This window comes from Aquamicrobium sp. YD-1-mutant5 (assembly GCF_059509755.1).
In genome coordinates this window covers 393,346-411,030 of the sequence record NZ_JCAKKP010000003.1, presented here as the reverse complement: position 1 = coordinate 411,030, position 17,685 = coordinate 393,346, and the positions used below count along the sequence as shown (strand labels likewise).

Genomic DNA, 17,685 nt, shown 5'->3' with positions numbered 1-17,685 from the left:
GTCATGACCAATGCCATGCAGGCCAAGCTCAGGCCGTTCCGGGATTTCCAGCCGAAGCATTTCCGCTTTGAGACGGATGAGGACGGGGGCGTGGCAACGATCACGCTCAACCGGCCGGACAAGAAGAACCCGCTCACCTTCGAGAGCTACGAGGAACTGGGCGATCTGTTCCGGGCGCTGACGCGCGCCGGCGATGTGCGCTGCGTGGTGCTGACCGGCGAGGGCAACAATTTCTGCTCCGGCGGCGACGTGTTCGAGATCATCGAGCCGCTGACGGCCATGAAGATGCCCGACCTTCTGGCCTTCACCCGCATGACCGGCGATCTGGTGCGCCAGATCCGCGCCTGCCCGCAGCCGGTGATCGCCGCCGTGGACGGCATCTGTGCGGGTGCGGGTGCGATCCTCGCCATGGCGTCCGATTATCGCCTTGCCACGCCGGAGACGAAAACCGCGTTCCTGTTCACGCGCGTCGGGCTGGCCGGGGCCGATATGGGCGCCTGCGGCATTCTTCCGCGCATCATCGGGCAGGGCAGGGCGGCGGAGCTTCTGTTCACCGGCCGCGTGATGACGGCGGCGGAAGGCTACAACTGGGGCTTCTACAACGAGATTGCCGAACGCGATGCGCTTCTGGGGCAGGCGCAGGCCTTTGCCCGCAGGCTGGCGGACGGTCCGTGGTTCGCCCATTCCATGACCAAGAAGATGCTCGATCAGGAATGGTCGATGGGCATCGAGGAAATGCTGGAATCGGAAGCGCAGGCGCAGGCGATCTGCATGGCGACCGGCGACTTCCGCCGTGCCTTCGAGGCATTCGCGGCCAAGGCGAAGCCCGATTTCAAGGGGAACTGAGCCATGGCGCATTCCTCGACCCCGGCACCAACTCCGGCCCCAGCCCCGGCCAAGCCGCCTCCGCGCGACCATCTCGACTGGCCCTTCTACGGCGACGGGCATCGGGCGCTGGCGGTGGAGGCAGACGCCTTCATCGCTGCCGGCGGGCTTGGCGAAATCGACCATGGTGATGCCGACGCGGCCTGCAAGGCGCTGGTGAAGAAGCTTGGTGCAGCCGGCTTCCTGCGCCATTGCGTGCCTGAGGCTTATGGCGGCATTTCGCCGGAGATCGACAGCCGCTCCCTGTGCATCCTGCGTGAGACGCTTGGCCATGAGGATGGGCTGGCCGATTTCGCCTTCGCCATGCAGGGACTTGGCACGGGGGCCATCAGCCTTTCGGGTAGCGAGGAACTGAAACAGAAGATCCTGCCGAAGATCGCGAAGGGCGAACTGATTTCGGCTTTCGCGCTGACAGAGCCAGACGCCGGCTCGGACGTGGCAGCGATGAGCTGCACTGCCCGCCGCGACGGTGACCATTATGTGCTCGATGGCGAGAAGATTTTCATCTCCAATGGCGGTATCGCCGATGTCTACACGGTCTTTGCCCGGACCGGCGAGGCACCCGGCACGCGCGGCATTTCGGCTTTCGTCGTCGATGCCGATACACCCGGTTTCATCATCGCCGAGCGCATCGAGACCATCGCCCCGCATCCGCTGGCGCTGATTCGCTTCGAGAACTGCCGTGTTCCGGCAAGCCGGCTTTTGGGCGCGCCGGGGGAAGGTTTTAAGATCGCCATGCGCACGCTCGACATCTTCCGGCCGTCGGTCGCCGCTGCTGCCCTCGGTTTCGCGCGCCGGGCGCTTGCGGAAGCCGTCACCCATGCAGGATCGCGAAACATGTTCGGGGCCACGCTGGCCGATCTGCCGACGGCACAGAGCACGCTGGGTGAAATGGCGACGGCCATCGACGCGGCAGCACTTCTGGTGGCGCGCACCGCATGGCGGCGCGACGTGCAGAAACTGCCTGCGACGAAGGAAGCCGCCATGGCCAAGCTCACCGCCACCGAGAACGCGCAATGGGTGATCGACCAGGCCGTGCAGATGTTCGGCGGGCGCGGCGTGCAGGTCGGCAACATCACGGAGCGGCTCTATCGCGAGATCCGGGCGCTCAGAATCTACGAAGGCGCCACCGAGGTGCAAAAGCTGATCATCGGCCGCGAGCTGGTGAAACTATCGAGACAGGAGTCGTCATGAGCGAGACCAAGCCCGCAGAGCAGGCCCCGCCCGCAACCTTGCCCCGTACCCCGCACCGCATTCTGCACCCGGAAGGCTGGGACAAGCCGGTCGGCTATTCCAACGGCATCGAGGCGCGCGGACGCACCATCTATGTCGGCGGTCAGATCGGCTGGAACGGCCAGATGAAGTTCGAGGCGCATGATCTGCCGGGCCAGATCAGGCAGACGCTGGAAAACGTGCTCGCCATCCTGCGCGAAGGCGGCGCGGGTCCCGAGCACATCACCACCATGACGTGGTACGTCACCGACAAGAAGGTATATTCGGCTTCGCTGAAGGAAATCGGCGCTGCGTGGAAGGCCACGATGGGACGCAATTTCCCGGCCATGGCCGTGGTCGAGGTGTCGGGCCTGATCGAGGACGAGGCGCTGGTCGAGATACAGGCGACGGCTGTTATCCCGGACTGAGCGGCTCGCCTGCCGCCCGCCCGATGGCCGGGCTGACCGGGCCGGGCCATTCTTCTGCCTGTGCTGTCAAAATGGCTTGCCTGCTCTTTTTCCCTGTCCCGAACTGTTCTATATTTTGACCGGAGTGGAACAATCTGCCGGGATCGGGACAGGCATGACAGAGGAATTCGATATCGGCGCGCGGCTCAAGGCGCTGCGCGCAGCCGCTGGCCTGTCGCAGCGCGAACTGGCGGGGCGCGCGGGTGTGCCGCATGCCCAGATTTCGATCATCGAGAAAAACAAGTCGAGCCCGTCCATCGCTACGCTGCGCAAGATACTGGGCGGTCTCGACGTGTCGATGTCGGACTTTTTCGAGGACGATCAGCGCCAGCGGCATGGCCCCTTCTTCGGCGCCGACGATCTCAAGGATCTTACCTCGCGTGTCACGGCGCGGGCTATCGACAAAGGGGAGGGCCGCCTGACGCTGCGCCAGATCGGCGATGCGCGCGCCTACAACCTCCAGATTCTGCACGAGATCTATGAGCCCGGCGCCGATACCGGCGAAGCCATGCTGGCGCATTTCTCCACCGAGGGTGGTTATGTGGTGGAGGGAGAACTGGAGCTTACCGTCGGCGATGATGTGCGGGTTCTGAAGGCGGGCGAATCCTATCTCTTCGACAGCCGTCTGCCGCACCGGTTTCGCAATGCCTCGGAGGGCGTCACCATCGTCATCTCTGCCTGCACACCCCCCTACCTTTGACTAATGGCGCTCAATATATTGAGCGGTATGTTGCGCAAGATTTTGAACGGTGTTAGGAATTCCGCAGGGGCAAGGTCGCAGATATGGCGGCATCTGGGGCGCGGCAGGAATGGAGGCCTGCATCGCGGCATATCCGGAGCCGGGCCCCGCAAGGCAGGCTGAGGAGACGACTGCGTTGATTGCAAAGCATGGTGAAATGCCGTCGCAAACGGTCTGCCTCGTGAAGAGCGGTGCTTTGGTCCGGGCCGGCCGCATCCGTTCATCTGGTGATGCGCCAGGGGGCGCTGCGCCTTCTTCCGCAACCGCGAAAAGCGGTCGGGTCCTATCCGGCCGTCCTTATCTGATCCGAAATGCTTGACAGTTTTCCGCGACGGTCTTTGGATTGTCGCTGACGGCTTCAGGCATACGAAAACAACAACCTGGCCAAAATGGGAGATAGCATGCGTAAATTGACGGGAATTCTGGCAATCAGCGGCCTGATGGCCGCAACGATGGGCATGATGTCGCCGGTTCAGGCCCGCGACCTCACCGTGGTGTCATGGGGCGGCACCTATCAGGACGCGCAGCGCGAAATCTATTTCAAGCCCTATGCGGAAAAGACCGGCAAGCCGCTTCTGGACGAGGCGTGGGATGGCGGTATCGGCGTGCTGCAGGCGAAGGTCAAGGCGGGCAACCCGAACTGGGATGTCGTGCAGGTCGAGGTCGAGGAACTGGCGCTGGGTTGCGCCGACGGCCTTTACGAAAAGATCGACTGGGCAAAGCTGGGTGGGGAGGACAAGTTCATTCCTTCGGCGGTGAACGAATGCGGCGTCGGCGCGATCGTCTGGTCGACGGCGATCGCTTATGATTCCGAGAAGATCGCCGACGGGCCCCAGTCCTGGGCGGATTTCTGGAACGTGGAGAAGTTCCCGGGCAAGCGCTCGCTGCGCAAGGGACCCAAATACACGCTCGAATTCGCACTGATGGCCGATGGGGTTGCCCCCGCCGACGTCTACGACACGCTCGCCACCGACGAGGGTGTGGAGCGCGCCTTCAAAAAGCTTGAGGAGCTGAAGCCCAACATCGTGTGGTGGGAAGCCGGCGCCCAGCCGCTGCAGTTCCTGGCATCCGGCGAGGTGGCGATGGCTTCCGCCTATAATGGCCGCATCACCGGCATCAACCGTTCGGAAAACCGCAAGTTCAAGGTGGTGTGGCCGGGCTCGATCTATGCCGTGGACAGCTGGGCGATCCTCAAGGATGCCGAGAACAAGGAAGCCGGCATGGATTTCATCGCCTTCGCCAGCCAGCCGGAAAACCAGGCCAAGCTGCCGCAATATGTGGCCTATGGTCTGCCGGCAAAGGATGCGGCGGCGATCGTGCCGGACGAATACAAGGCCGACCTGCCGACCGAGCCTGAAAACATGAAGGACGCTCTGGCGATCGATGTCGATTTCTGGATCGACAATGCCGAGGCCCTGACCCAGCGCTTCAACGCCTGGCTGGCACAGTAACGGCCACTTCGATGAAAGACGGCACGGGACTGCCATGGTCCCGTGTCCCATTCCCTTTTTGCAGAGGGCCGCTTTCCTGGGCGGTGATCATCCTTGAGCCAGTCGGACATCCGCTTTGAAAAAGTCAGCAAGGCCTATGGCACGCTGCGCGTCGTTGACGATCTCGACCTGAACATCGCTCAGGGTGAGTTCCTCAGCCTGCTCGGTCCCTCGGGGTCGGGAAAGACCACCATCCTGATGATGCTGGCGGGCTTCGAGGCGCCGAGCGGCGGCACCATCTCGGTGGGCGGCCGGCGTGTCGACCATCTGCCGCCGCACAAGCGCAATATGGGCGTGGTTTTCCAGAACTATGCGCTCTTTCCGCATATGAGTGTTGCGGCCAACGTGGCCTTTCCGCTGGAAATGCGCGGTGTTGCGCGATCCGAGATCGAGGAGAAGGTCACGCGCGCGCTCGACATGGTGCAACTCGGCGCCATGAAGGACCGCCGCCCGGTGCAGCTCTCCGGCGGCCAGCAGCAGCGCGTGGCGCTGGCCCGGGCACTGGTGTTCGAGCCTTCCGTCGTGCTGATGGACGAGCCGCTCGGCGCGCTCGACAAGCAGTTGCGCGAACAGATGCAGCTCGACATCCGCGCCCTGCACAAGCGGCTCGGCCTCACCATCGTGTTCGTGACCCACGACCAATCCGAGGCGCTGACGATGTCCGACCGCATCGCGGTGTTCAACCGGGGCAAGATCGAGCAGATCGGGACCCCGCGCGAAATCTATGATCAGCCGCGGTCGCGCTTCGTGGCGCAGTTCATCGGCGAGACCAACCTCGTCGAGGGAACGCTCGCCGAAGCCGGCGATGCCGGTGCGACGGTCAAGCTGGACGGCGGCGGCACCATCCGCGTGCAGCCCTCCGATATTCGTGCCGACGCTGGCCGGATCCTCGTGTCGGTGCGGCCGGAGCGCATCCGGCTCGGCACGGATGCCGGCTCGCAGAACGCCTATCCGGCGACCGTTGCCGACGCCGTCTATCATGGCGATCATCTGCGCATCCAGCTTGATGACGGCGCTTTTGGCTTCATCGCCAAGGCAGACCGCAAGACGGCCGAATTCAATCCCGGCGACAAGGTCGTCGTGTCCTTCGCCCCGTCCGATTGCTGGATGCTGCCGGCATGAGCGAGACCTCGTTCAAGGGACGCCTGACGGCACTCGCGCTGGTCGCGCCTCTGGTGCTGTTCCTGGCGATCTTCTTCGCCTGGCCGCTGGCCACGATGCTCAAGGAATCGGTTTCCGATCCGGTGGGTTCGCGCGCCTTTCCGCTCACCGCCGATGTGGCGGGCGACTGGGACAGGCAGTCCGATCCGCCTGAAGAGCTGAAGCAGGCTTTCGTCGATGATCTGCGGGCCATCGACGACCAGCAATTGCTGGGCGATGCGGTGCGCCGCCTCAACAGCGCCCAGAACGGCTTCCGCACGCTGATGAGCCGCACCACGCGGGCGCTGGAAGATCAGCCGCAGGGGCCGGTCGATCTGGTCGCCATCGACAAGCGCTGGTCCGATATACGCTTCTGGCGCGCTGTGGCCGATTCAACCAATCCTTATACCGACCGCTATCTGCTGGCGGCGCTGGATTATGAGCGCGATGCCAGTGGCAAGATCACGGCCCTGCCGGCGGAAGCTTCCGCCAACAGCGCAATCCTTTTGCGCACGCTTGGCATCGGTGCGCTCGTGACGCTGGCTTGTGCGCTGATCGGTCTGCCCTATGCGATGCTGGTGGCGTCCGTCGATGGGTGGAAACGCCAGCTCCTGCTCGGCGCTGTGCTTCTGCCGCTGTGGACTTCGCTTCTGGTACGCACTGCCGCATGGTTCATCCTGTTGCAGGAGAAGGGGCTGATCAACGACACGCTGATGTCGCTTGGCCTCATCAGCGGACCCTTGCCGCTGATCTTCAACCGGCTGGGCGTGATCATCGCCATGACCCATGTGCTCTTACCCTTCATGGTGCTGCCGATCTATTCGGTGCTCTTGTCGATCCCGCGCAACCTGATGCCGGCAGCTGCCTCTCTTGGTGCGCCGCCGTGGCGGGCCTTTCTGCGGGTACTGTTGCCGCTGTCGCTGCGCGGCGTGGTGTCGGGCTCGCTGCTCGTCTTCATGACCGCTATCGGCTACTATATCACGCCCGCACTGATCGGCGGGGCGCAGGACCAGATGATCTCCTCGGTCATCGCCTTCTACGCCATCGGCTCCGCCAACTGGGGCATGGCGGGCGCGCTGGGCGCCATCCTGCTGGTGGCCACGCTGGCGCTCTACACGGTGTATGGCCGCCTTTCCGCTGACCGTACGGGAGGCCGCTGATGCGTGCGTCGAACCTCGTCAGGCTGGTGTGCGCGATCGCTGCGGTGGTCTTCCTCATCGCGCCGCTCTTCGCCATCCTGCCGCTTGCCTTCACCTCAAGCGTGTTCCTGACTTATCCCATTCCCGGCTATTCGATGCGCTGGTTCGATGAACTGGCCAGCGCCGATGTGTGGCGCATGTCGATCGTCAACAGCCTCATCATCGGAACGGGAACGACGCTGCTGGCGGGAACGCTGGGCACGCTGGCGGCACTGGGGCTGCGCAATGCGGGGCTGGTGCTTCCGGGCCTGTTCCGCACCGCCTTTCTGTTGCCGATGGTGGTGCCGGCGGTGGTGCTGGGCGTCGGCATGCAGGTGTTCTTCGTGCATCTGGGCCTCGCCAACTCTTATGCCGGAGTGATCGCGGCGCATTCGGTGGTGGCGGTGCCCTTTGTCGTGGTTTCGGTAACGGCTTCGCTCGCCGGCATCGACAGGCGGGTCGAGCGGGCCGCTGCCAGTCTGGGTGCGGGGCCGCTGACCGTGTTCCGGCGCGTGACCCTGCCGCTGGCGCTGCCCGGCATATTGTCGGGCGCGGTGTTCGCCTTCGCCACATCGCTCGACGAGGTGGTGCTGACGCTGTTCGTCGCCGGTCCCAACCAGCGCACGCTGGCGCGGCAGATGTTTTCCTCGATCCGCGAGAACATCAGCCCGGCGATTGCCGCTGCCGCCTTCCTGTTCATCATCGGCACCCTGCTGATTGCGGCGGTGGCGGTGCTGGTCAGGCGGCGTACCGAGCGGCTGAAGCAGCCGGCGGAAGCCTGAAGCATGTCGCGCGACAGCAGGAATCGGTTTCTGGATAACGACATGCGTAAGAACAGGAACTTAAAGCGTAAGGAGCGAATCTGAAAGATCGCGACCCGCTTTAGTGGCGCTTACATGCCCCGGGCCGTCGGCCCGGTGCCGTAGGTCTCGCTGTCTTCGACGGCGCGGTAGAAATCGGTGAGCTGTTTGCCGGGCTCGGGCCGGAAACCCCGCCCGGCCCTGACCAGTGAGGTGATGCGGTCGATGCGGAAGGCGCGGAAGTCGTTGCGCATCTCGCACCAGGCGATCAGGGTCCACACCTTGCCCCAGAACCAGAGGCCGAGCGGGCGGATGTCGCGCATCGTGGCGCGCCCTGCCTCGTCGCTGTAGTCGAGGGTCAGCACCTGCCGCTTTTCGACGGCGCGCTCGATGAGGTCGATGGCTTCGCGGGCGCTGTTGGAGAGCACCCATAAGGGGGTGTGGATTTCTGTGCGGGCAATGCGCTCGCGCTCGGTCTGCGGCAGAACTGCGCCGATCTTCACCAGCGCCTCGTCGGCGGCCCGTGCCATGGCGGCCCCTCCGAAGGCACGCACCATGCGCGCTCCGGCGACCAGCGCCACGATCTCGTCACGCGTGAACATCAGCGGCGGAAGGTCGAAGCCTTCCCGCATCAGATAGCCGACGCCCGCCTCGCCGTCGATCGGCACGCCGGTCGATTGCAGGTCGGCTATATCGCGATAGATGGTGCGTTCGGACACTTCCAGCCAGGTCGCCAGCTTGCGGGCGGTGACCAGCCGGCCACCGCGCAGATGCTGCACGATCTGGAAAAGCCTGTCGGCCCTGCGCATTGTTCGCTCCCTCGGCGTCTGTCCCCCGAGCCCTTGCTGCCAGTTCCTGACAATCTCCCTTTGGGCGGCTCGTGCCAAGCATTATCTGGCCCTGTCGCTTTTGCCACAACCCTGCTGACAGCATGGTGTCAGCAGCTACCGGCTCCCTGCACACGGCGCGATCAGGCGGCGCGCCTTGACGGGGGCGTCACCGGCCTGTGACCTGCCGAGCGCGGTTGCAAACGCGCCACTGAGCCGCCTTGCCGTCCGGCGGGGGAGGCGCTGTGAAGCACGCCGGCCTCTGAAACGTAGAGATCGGGCCAGCCAATGTCGGCCTGGATCTCTGGTGGCAGGGATGCCAGCAGACGTATGGTTCGCACCTGTCTGCGACGGAGGCGCGACCATGCGACGTAGCGCGCGAGCGCGGAAAAAATGCCGGTTCGGGTCATGGGGCTCTCCTTGCAATCTGAAGGGAGCATCATCGCACAGGGCTGCTGACAGCTCTCTGTCAGCAGCAGCGCAGGCAACCGCCTATAGCGGCCAGACCAGCATCAGCATTGGTACGGCCACGATGATGACCATGAAGGAGAGCGGCAGGCCGAGGCGCGGATAATCCGAGAAGCGGTAGCCGCCGGGGCCCATCACCAGCGTGTTGCACTGGTGGCCGATGGGAGTCAGGAAATCGCAGCCGGCGCCGATCGCCACAGCCATCAGGAAGGCTTCCGGCCGGTAGCCCAGATTGGCGGCGAAGCTGGCGGCGATCGGCGCCATGACCAGAACCGTGGCGGCATTGTTGAGGAAGGGCGTCACCATCATAGCCGCGATCAGCATGAGCGCCAGCGCGCCGTAGCCGGGCAGCATGTGGCCGAGATCGGCGAGAATGGCGGCGATCACATCGGTTGCGCCGGTGGTGCGCAGCGACTCGCTGACCGGAATGAGGGCGGCGAGCATGACCAGGATCGGGCCATCCAGCGCATCATAGGCCTCGCGCAGCGGAATGGCGCGAAACAGCACCATGGCCACAGCGGCGGCGAAGAAGGCCAGCGCCACCGGCAGCAGGCCGAGCGCGGTCGCGCCCATGGCGGCGATGAGGATCGACACCGGGACCAGCCCGCGCCGCACGGAGCCCAGCAGCACCTGCCTTTCGGCAAGCGGCAGGAGCTCGAAATCCTTGAGGAACTGCGGCAGGGTCTGGCTGTCGCCGCGCAGCATGACGATGTCGCCGAAATTGAGGGTGATGCTGCCGAGCCGCTGGTTGAGCCTCGTGCCCTTGCGGGAGACGGCGAGCAGGTTCACATTGAAGCGGTCGTAGAGCATCAGATGCTGGGCCGACCAGCCGATGAGGCTGGAATTCTGGGTGACCACGGCTTCCACGGCCATCGTTTCGGGCCCGGCGCCCTTGCCGCGTCCTGCGCCCACTTCGAGCTTTGCCTGCGCCACCAGCCGGTCGAGCGCTTCCTGCCCGCCCTCGATCAGCACGATGTCGTCTTCGTGCAATATGGCGTCCGGCAGCGGCGCGATCCGCAATCCGCCAGCCCGCAATATCGCCGTTATGGCAGCTTCGCCGGCGGAAATCCTGAGCAGGGCCGACAGGGGTTTGCCGGCCACCGTTGAGGTGGCGGTGATGCGCGCTTCGGCCGAATAGTTCTCGATGGCAAGTGCCGCGTTCAGGCCATTGTCGTTGCGCTCGCGCGCCGGCACGAGGAAATAGAACAGGGTGAGGAACACGCAGCCGGCCGCCGTCAGCGCCAGCCCGACCGGGGTGAAGTCGAACATGGTGAAGGACGTGCCGGTCAGTTCCTCTCGCAGGCGCGACACCACCACGTTGGGCGAGGTTCCGATCTGTGTCATCAGCCCGCCGAGCAGCGAGGCAAAGGCCATAGGCATCAGGAAGGTGGACGGCGACACACCGGAGCGACGAGCGAACTGGAAGGCGATGGGGATCATGATCGCCAGCGCGCCGATGTTCTTCACGAAGGCGGACAGTATGGCGACGGTGACGACCAGCAGGGCAAGCTGCGCGCGCACCGAGGTGACGCCGGGCGCATAGCGCTGCAGTGCAAATTCCATGATGCCGCTGCGGGCGACGCCGGCGCTCACCAGCAGCGCGCTGCCGACGATGATGACGATGTCGTCGCTGAAGCCGGAAAACGCCTCTTCGAACGGCACAACGCCGACCGCCACGGCGGACAGCAGCGACAGGGCCGCGACCAGATCGTAACGCAGGCGGCCCCATATGAAGGCCGCCATCATCAGGATGATGACGGCAAATGACAGGGTCTGCGGCAGTGTCAGCATGATTTTTCCTGATCGGCGAAGAAAAACGCCGCATGGCGGCGCTTTTCCGTCTGAACAGGGAAAGATTATGCCGCGATGCCCATGTCAAGCGGCATCAGCTTTCAATGGCCTATTCCGCGCGACTTCAGCACCGCGTCGATCTCGTCGAGAACTGCCGGATCGTCGATGGTGGCGGGCATCTTCCATTCCTGCCGGTCGGCGATCTTCTGCATGGTGGCGCGCAGCACCTTGCCCGAGCGCGTCTTGGGCAGGCGCTTGATGGTCAGCACCGTCTTGAAGGCTGCGACCGGCCCGATGCGCTCGCGCACCAGTGTCACCACTTCCTGCTCGATGGCGACCGTGTCGCGGGCGACACCGGCATTGAGCACCACGAAGCCCAGCGGCGACTGGCCCTTGAGCGTGTCGGAAATGCCGATCACCGCGCATTCGGCCACATCGGGATGGGCGGCCAGAACTTCCTCCATCGCCCCGGTGGAGAGGCGGTGGCCGGCGACGTTGATGATGTCGTCTGTGCGCGCCATGACGAATAGATAGTCGTCCTCGTCGAGGATGCCGGCGTCGGCCGTGTTGTAGAAGCCGGGGAAGGCATCGAGATAGGATTTGCGGAAGCGATCTTCCGCCTCCCACAGCGTCGGCAGGCAGCCGGGCGGCAGCGGCAGCTTCAGAACGACATTGCCGAGCGTTCCGGGTGGCACCTCGTGGCCGGCCTCGTCCAGCACCCTGATGTCGTAGCCGGGCATGGGAACGCCGGGCGAGCCATATTTGACCGGCAGCATGCCGAGGCCGACCGGATTCTGGGTGATCGGCGCGCCGGTCTCCGTCTGCCACCAGTGGTCGATGACGGGAATGCCGAGGCGCTGCTCGGCCCATTTGATGGTCTCGGGGTCGGCGCGCTCCCCGGCAAGGAACAGCGTGCGGAAGGTCGACAGGTCGTATTTGCCGATGAATTCGCCCTGCGGATCCTGTCCCTTGATGGCCCGGAAGGCGGTCGGCGCGGTGAACAGGGCGACCACGCCATGATCGGAAATGACGCGCCAGTAGGTGCCGGCATCGGGCGTGCCGACCGGCTTGCCTTCGAAGACGACGGTGGTGCAGCCATGCAGCAGCGGTGCGTAGACGATATAGGAATGGCCGACCACCCAGCCGACGTCGGAAGCGGCCCAGAACACTTCGCCCGGCCTGATGCCGAACTCGTTTTCCATGGACCATTTCAGCATGACCATGTGGCCGCCATTGTCACGCACCACGCCCTTGGGCTGGCCGGTGGTGCCGGAGGTGTAGAGCACATAGAGCGGATCGGTGGATGCGACGGGCACGCAGGGCACTTGCGTGCCGGCTTCCTTTTCCCGCGCCACGGCTTCAGCGTAGTCGATGTCGCGGCCTTCGATCAGGTCGCAGGCAAGCTGCTCGCGCTGGAACACGACGCAGTGCTGCGGACGGTGTTCCGAAAGCGCGATCGCCTCATCGAGCAGCGGCTTGTAGGCGACGATGCGGTTGGGCTCCAGTCCGCAGGAGGCGGCGATGACCAGGTTCGGCCGGGCGTCGTTGATGCGGGTGGCCAGTTCGCGCGCTGCGAAACCGCCGAAGACCACGGAATGGATGGCGCCGAGACGGGCGCAGGCCAGCATCGACACCACAGCCTCGGTGATCATCGGCATGTAGATGATCACCCGGTCGCCCTTGCTCACGCCATGATTGGCGAGAACGGCGGAAAGCGCCACCACTTCGCGCAGCAGTTCGCCATAGGTCATACTCTGCTTCGTGCCGGTGATGGCACTGTCGTGGATCACCGCTGCCTGGTCGGCGCGGCCGTTGGCGACGTGCCGGTCGAGCGCGTTGTAGCAGGTGTTGCAGGTGGCGCCGGGAAACCAGCTTCCATAGACGCCGGCGTCGGCGTCGAACACTTTATCGAAGGGCGTGAACCAGTCGATGGCGCGCGCGGCTTGCGACCAGAATGCTTCAGGGTCCCGCTTCCAGTCGGCATAGACCTGATGATAACGCGATACCATGTTTCAAGAACCTCCCAATTCTCCTCGACAGGTTTGTAACCCCTGCGAAGATGGGCGTCCATCTGACTAAGGGCCAATGGCCGGTTTGGGGAGACGGACTGCCGCAGGTGCAAGTGCTTTGACAGAACGGGCCGGGGCTGCTCAAAAGCGGCATGACCAAGATCCTCGCCTTCCTGATCCTTGCGATGATGGTGTTTCACCTGATCAAGCCGCTCGGCCTGCCCGGCCTGAGGCGACGCGCGGATTTCTGGAAGCTGGCGGTGCTGGCGCTGGGGCTGATGGCTCTGGCTGCGGCAGCCAGTCACGGCCGCTGAGTGCAGATTAGGGGCCTTGCCCCGTGACAAAGCGGCCGGAATGGTGTATCGCCCCGACCGGATCGGAGAAATGCGTCTTCTGGTCCGGGTCACCCGTCAATACAGGACGGTGTAGCCGCCCCTGCCAAAGGCCTTCACGGTCGGCGGCATAGCCCAGCGGTCATGGTACTGCTGCGGCGAGTGCAGGGCGCTCTGGCTGTCGGAAGAACAAGAAGTGGATTGAAAGATGGATATCATCCGTCAGCTTGAGGCCGAGCAGGCCGCAAAGATCGAAGAAAAGCGCAAGCTTCCCGAATTCCAGCCCGGCGATACCGTGCGCGTCAATGTGCGCATCACGGAAGGCAGCCGTACCCGCGTTCAGGCCTATGAAGGCGTCGTCATCGCGCGTTCGGGCTCGGGCCTGCATGAGAATTTCACCGTCCGCAAGATTTCCTACGGCGAAGGCGTGGAGCGTGTGTTCCCGATCTACTCGCCGATGGTCGAAAGCGTCGACGTCGTGCGTCGCGGCAAGGTTCGCCGCGCCAAGCTCTATTACCTGCGTGACCGTCGCGGCAAGTCCGCGCGCATCTCGGAGAACACGGGCGTTCGCGCCCGCAAGCTCAACGATGCCGAGCGCGAGGCGCTGAACGCCGAGAAGGCCCGCATCGAGGCCGAGAAGGTCGCCGCCGCGCAGGCTCTGGCTGCCGAGAAGGCCGCTCAGGAAGCCGCTGAGAAGGCCGCTGCGGAAGCCGCTGCCGCCGAGGCTGCTTCGGCCGAGTAAGCTGTTTTCAGCAAAGAATATCGGAAAGGCGGCTTCGGCCGCCTTTTTCGTACCCGCCATGCAGAAGCTTTCGGAGCTTTTTCCCCCGCTGACCGTTTCGGCGAACGACTTGTCTTGCAAGCGGCCGGCAGTTGGCTAATCTTGGCTGATACCAGTCATTTCATCTGAAAATTTTCCCACACCGGAGCGCCCCATGAACAGGTTTACCATCGCACTGGCGGGTTTGCTGGCCTGTGTTGTCTCGTCCCTGACGGCCGTGGCGCAGTCGCTTCCCGATCTTGGCGGCAGAACGATCACGGTGGTGACGGAAAATGCCTATCCGCCGCTGCAGTTCGTGGATCCCAAGACGGGCGGGAAGATCGGCTGGGAATATGACGCCATGGCGGAAATGGCGAAGCGCCTGAATTTCAAGGTCGAATATCAGAACACGTCGTGGGACGCGATGATGCAGGCGGTGTCCGATGGCGAATACAATATCGGCATGACCGGCATCACCATCAAGGAAGAGCGCAAGCAGAAGGTGGACTTCTCCGATCCTTACATGCATTCGGAAATGCGGATGCTGGTGCGGGCCGATGAAGATCGCTTTACCGACGAGAAGTCCTTCGCCGCCTTCGAGGACGGGCTGATCGCAGCACAACCCGGCACCACGCCGTTCTTCGTATCGGTCTATGATATTCTCGACGGCAACGAACAGAATCCGCGCATCAAGCTGCTGGAAACGTTCGGCGCGACCGTGCAGGCCCTCAAGGCCGGCGACGTCGATCTGGTGCTGACCGATGGCGTTGCCGCCCAGGGATATGTCGATACTTCGGAGGGCAAGCTGAAGATCATCGGCGGCCCGCTTGGCAATGAAGAATTCGGTTTTATTTTCCAGAAAGGGTCCGATCTCGTTGCACCCATCAATGCGGTGATTGCCGCGATGAAGGCCGATGGCACTCTCGATGCCCTGAACAAGAAGTGGTTCCTCGACTACAGGATGGGCCAGTAACGGATCAGGCAGGGCCGGCTGTCCGGTTGATGCCGGACGCCCGGTTCCCGCATTTTCGAGATGCAGGTTCCCCCGACCGCTTCGCGCACGAAAGCTGACTTCCCCTGGTGGCTGGCGGTCGCTGCTGCGATTGCAGTCGCTGTTGCGGTTTTCGTTGCCACCAACGACCTTTATGCGCAGGTCTTTTCGACCGTCATACAGGGCCTTGGCATCACCGTCTTCGTGACGCTGGTCGGCTTCAGCCTTGCTTCGTCCCTTGGGCTGGTGATCGCCCTGATGGGGCTTTCGGGGTCGATCTGGCTTCGCCAGATTTCGCGCTTCTATGTCGAGGTGATCCGTGGGGTGCCGATCCTCGTCCTTTTGTTCTGGATCGCGTTTGTCGGGGCACCTGCCTTTGTCGCAGGGTGGAATGCGCTGACGGCTTCCCTTCAGGAAGCCGGACTGCTGAAGCCATTGCATGTGCGCGACGTTTCGCTGCTGTGGCGCGCCATCATGGCGCTGACCATCGGTTATTCGGCTTTCATCGCCGAAGTCTTCCGCGCCGGCATCCAGTCGGTCGAGGCGGGGCAGATCGAGGCGGCAAAGGCGCTCGGGCTGAGCCGTTTCCAGCGTTTCCGCCTGATCGTCCTGCCGCAGGCGATCCGCACCATCCTGCCGCCGCTCGGCAATGATTTCGTCGCCATGGTGAAGGACTCCTCGCTGGTCTCGGTGCTTGGCGTGGCCGATATAACCCAGATGGGCAAGGTCTATGCCACCGGCTCGTTCCGCTTCTTCGAGACCTATGCGATCGTGGCCTATATCTATCTCGTGCTGACGCTGAGCCTTTCGCTGGCGCTGAGGGCGCTGGAGCGGCGCATGCGCAAGGGGCGCGGCGTGTAGTCTGCGGCCCGCCCCGATCATCTGCGGCAAGCGCCGTCATTGCGGACCCCATCAACCGACGCGCGCACTGGCCGCAGGGTGCGCGTGCTTGGGCAATTGCCGTGTCGACAAAAGATTGGTATCTAGGGGTGATGGAAGAACTGTTTGGAGACCCGTGCTACAAAGGGTTCGTGCTGCAGGACAAGAAGCGTCTGCCGGCACGGTTCTTTGCGTGGGTCTCAGGCTCGGCGACAAGCCGACTTCGCTAAAGCGCGCCTGATCGCCATCGGCCCGGCTTGAGGGCCTCCCTTTCCATTATCGACGGATTTACGCAAATGAGCGCACCGCGCACCCTCTATGACAAGATTTTCGACGATCACGTGGTCGATCGCCAGGACGACGGCACCTGCCTGCTCTACATCGACCGCCATCTCGTGCATGAAGTGACCAGCCCGCAGGCCTTCGAAGGGCTGCGCATGGCCGGCCGCAAAGTCCGCCATCCCGAGCGCACGCTGGCCGTGGTCGATCATAACGTTCCGACCTCGCCCGACCGCGTCAACGGCATCAAGAACGAGGAAAGCCGCATTCAGGTCGAGGCTCTGGCCCGCAATGCCGCTGACTTCGGCGTGGAATATTACTCCGAGAAGGACCGCCGGCAGGGCATCGTCCACATCATCGGTCCCGAGCAGGGTTTTACCCTTCCCGGCATGACCATCGTGTGCGGCGACAGCCACACCTCGACGCACGGCGCTTTCGGGGCGCTGGCGCATGGCATCGGTACCTCGGAAGTTGAGCATGTGCTCGCCACCCAGACGCTGATCCAGAAGAAGGCGAAGAACATGCTGGTGCGCGTTGACGGGCAATTGCCCGATGGCGTCACCGCCAAGGACATCATCCTTGCCATCATCGGCGAGATCGGCACGGCCGGCGGCACCGGCTATGTCATAGAATATGCCGGCGAGGCGATCCGCTCGCTGTCCATGGAAGGCCGAATGACGGTCTGCAACATGTCGATCGAAGGTGGGGCCCGCGCCGGCCTCATCGCGCCCGACGAGATCACCTTCGACTATGTGAAGGATAAGCCCCGCGCGCCGACAGGCAAGGCGTGGGACATGGCGGTCGATTACTGGAAGACGCTGAAGACCGACGAGGGTGCGCATTACGACAAGGTCGTGGTGCTGGACGCTGCCTCGCTGCCGCCGATCGTCACCTGGGGCTCATCCCCGGAAGACGTGGTGTCCGTCACCGGCACGGTTCCCGATCCGGAGCTGATCGAGGACGAGAACAAGCGCAATTCCAAGAAGCGCGCGCTGGAATATATGGGGCTGACGGCCGGCACGAAGATCACCGACATCGAGATCGACCGCGTCTTCATCGGCTCCTGCACCAATGGCCGCATTGAGGATCTGCGCGCCGTTGCGGCAGTCGCCAGGGGCAAAAAGGTCAATCCGCGCGTCAATGCCATGATCGTGCCGGGTTCGGGCCTTGTGAAGGCGCAGGCCGAGGCCGAGGGTCTGGACAAGATCTTCATCGAGGCCGGGTTCGACTGGCGTGAGCCGGGCTGCTCCATGTGCCTTGCCATGAATGACGACCGGCTGAAGCCGCATGAACGCTGCGCGTCGACCTCGAACCGCAATTTCGAGGGCCGTCAGGGCTTCAAGGGCCGCACCCATCTGGTGTCGCCGGCGATGGCGGCAGCAGCGGCGATTGCCGGCCATTTCGTCGACATTCGCGACTGGCAGTAAGCCGTTCCATC

General features: G+C 63.8%; 16 protein-coding genes. 13 read left to right on the top strand and 3 right to left on the bottom strand.

The genetic code is table 11. From position 1 onward, the window contains the following. Positions 1–3 precede the first annotated feature (3 nt). The 8 genes from AC5XE7_RS06385 to AC5XE7_RS06350 all read left to right on the top strand — a co-directional run bounded on the left by AC5XE7_RS06385 (position 4) and on the right by AC5XE7_RS06350 (position 7,893). Positions 4–846 carry an enoyl-CoA hydratase family protein gene (locus AC5XE7_RS06385; protein WP_495365324.1) on the top strand — a complete coding sequence of 281 codons (843 nt, stop codon included), beginning with the start codon at positions 4–6 and terminating at the stop codon, positions 844–846. Positions 847–849: 3 nt separating this feature from the next. Further along, the gene (locus AC5XE7_RS06380; protein WP_495365323.1) at positions 850–2,079 is read left to right on the top strand and encodes an acyl-CoA dehydrogenase family protein; all 1,230 of its coding nucleotides are present in this window, start codon (positions 850–852) and stop codon (positions 2,077–2,079) included. After that, positions 2,076–2,525 (top strand): RidA family protein, encoded by a 450-nt coding sequence (locus tag AC5XE7_RS06375; RefSeq protein ID WP_239799858.1) that lies wholly within the window; start codon positions 2,076–2,078, stop codon positions 2,523–2,525. Before AC5XE7_RS06380 ends, AC5XE7_RS06375 begins: the two co-directional genes overlap by 4 nt. Before the next feature lie 154 nt (positions 2,526–2,679). Continuing rightward, on the top strand, positions 2,680–3,264 hold the full coding sequence (locus AC5XE7_RS06370) for a cupin domain-containing protein (RefSeq protein WP_280198646.1): 585 nt from the start codon (positions 2,680–2,682) through the stop codon (positions 3,262–3,264). 479 nt (positions 3,265–3,743) lie between these two features. Further along, positions 3,744–4,754 (top strand): ABC transporter substrate-binding protein, encoded by a 1,011-nt coding sequence (locus AC5XE7_RS06365; protein ID WP_239801086.1) that lies wholly within the window; start codon positions 3,744–3,746, stop codon positions 4,752–4,754. A gap of 93 nt (positions 4,755–4,847) precedes the next feature. Continuing rightward, complete coding sequence (locus AC5XE7_RS06360; protein ID WP_495365322.1) at positions 4,848–5,915, top strand: ABC transporter ATP-binding protein; 1,068 nt, start codon at positions 4,848–4,850, stop codon at positions 5,913–5,915. Next, complete coding sequence (locus AC5XE7_RS06355; RefSeq protein ID WP_495365321.1) at positions 5,912–7,093, top strand: ABC transporter permease; 1,182 nt, start codon at positions 5,912–5,914, stop codon at positions 7,091–7,093. Before AC5XE7_RS06360 ends, AC5XE7_RS06355 begins: the two co-directional genes overlap by 4 nt. After that, on the top strand, positions 7,093–7,893 hold the full coding sequence (locus tag AC5XE7_RS06350) for an ABC transporter permease (protein WP_495365320.1): 801 nt from the start codon (positions 7,093–7,095) through the stop codon (positions 7,891–7,893). The genes AC5XE7_RS06355 and AC5XE7_RS06350 overlap by 1 nt, the downstream gene beginning before the upstream one ends. A 110-nt stretch (positions 7,894–8,003) precedes the next feature. Here the strand turns inward: AC5XE7_RS06350 and AC5XE7_RS06345 are convergent, their stop codons facing one another. The 3 genes from AC5XE7_RS06345 to AC5XE7_RS06335 form a co-directional block, all read right to left on the bottom strand. Further along, the gene (locus AC5XE7_RS06345) at positions 8,004–8,720 is read right to left on the bottom strand and encodes a helix-turn-helix transcriptional regulator (protein ID WP_495365319.1); all 717 of its coding nucleotides are present in this window, start codon (positions 8,718–8,720) and stop codon (positions 8,004–8,006) included. A 510-nt stretch (positions 8,721–9,230) separates the two neighbouring features. Next, entirely contained in the window at positions 9,231–10,994 is a 1,764-nt protein-coding gene (locus AC5XE7_RS06340) for an SLC13 family permease (RefSeq protein WP_495365527.1), read from the bottom strand. Positions 10,995–11,098: 104 nt separating this feature from the next. Further along, entirely contained in the window at positions 11,099–13,006 is a 1,908-nt protein-coding gene (locus AC5XE7_RS06335) for a propionyl-CoA synthetase (protein ID WP_495365318.1), read from the bottom strand. 152 nt (positions 13,007–13,158) lie between these two features. On the opposite strand from AC5XE7_RS06335, the gene AC5XE7_RS06330 reads away from it, so the two are divergent. The 5 genes from AC5XE7_RS06330 (at position 13,159) to leuC (ending at position 17,674) form a co-directional block, all read left to right on the top strand. Then, positions 13,159–13,320: a hypothetical protein gene (locus tag AC5XE7_RS06330; protein ID WP_183825087.1), complete on the top strand. Its 162-nt coding sequence runs from the start codon at positions 13,159–13,161 to the stop codon at positions 13,318–13,320. Positions 13,321–13,546: 226 nt separating this feature from the next. Then, a complete protein-coding gene (rplS, locus tag AC5XE7_RS06325) occupies positions 13,547–14,080 on the top strand; it encodes a 50S ribosomal protein L19 (RefSeq protein WP_239799852.1) in 534 nt (177 codons plus the stop codon). Between the two features lie 193 nt (positions 14,081–14,273). Next, positions 14,274–15,071 (top strand): transporter substrate-binding domain-containing protein, encoded by a 798-nt coding sequence (locus tag AC5XE7_RS06320; RefSeq protein ID WP_495365317.1) that lies wholly within the window; start codon positions 14,274–14,276, stop codon positions 15,069–15,071. A gap of 60 nt (positions 15,072–15,131) precedes the next feature. Then, positions 15,132–15,950: an amino acid ABC transporter permease gene (locus AC5XE7_RS06315; RefSeq protein ID WP_495365316.1), complete on the top strand. Its 819-nt coding sequence runs from the start codon at positions 15,132–15,134 to the stop codon at positions 15,948–15,950. Between the two features lie 314 nt (positions 15,951–16,264). Then, positions 16,265–17,674, top strand: coding sequence for a 3-isopropylmalate dehydratase large subunit (gene leuC, locus AC5XE7_RS06310; protein ID WP_183825074.1), 1,410 nt, complete (start codon positions 16,265–16,267; stop codon positions 17,672–17,674). Positions 17,675–17,685: the final 11 nt, after the last annotated feature.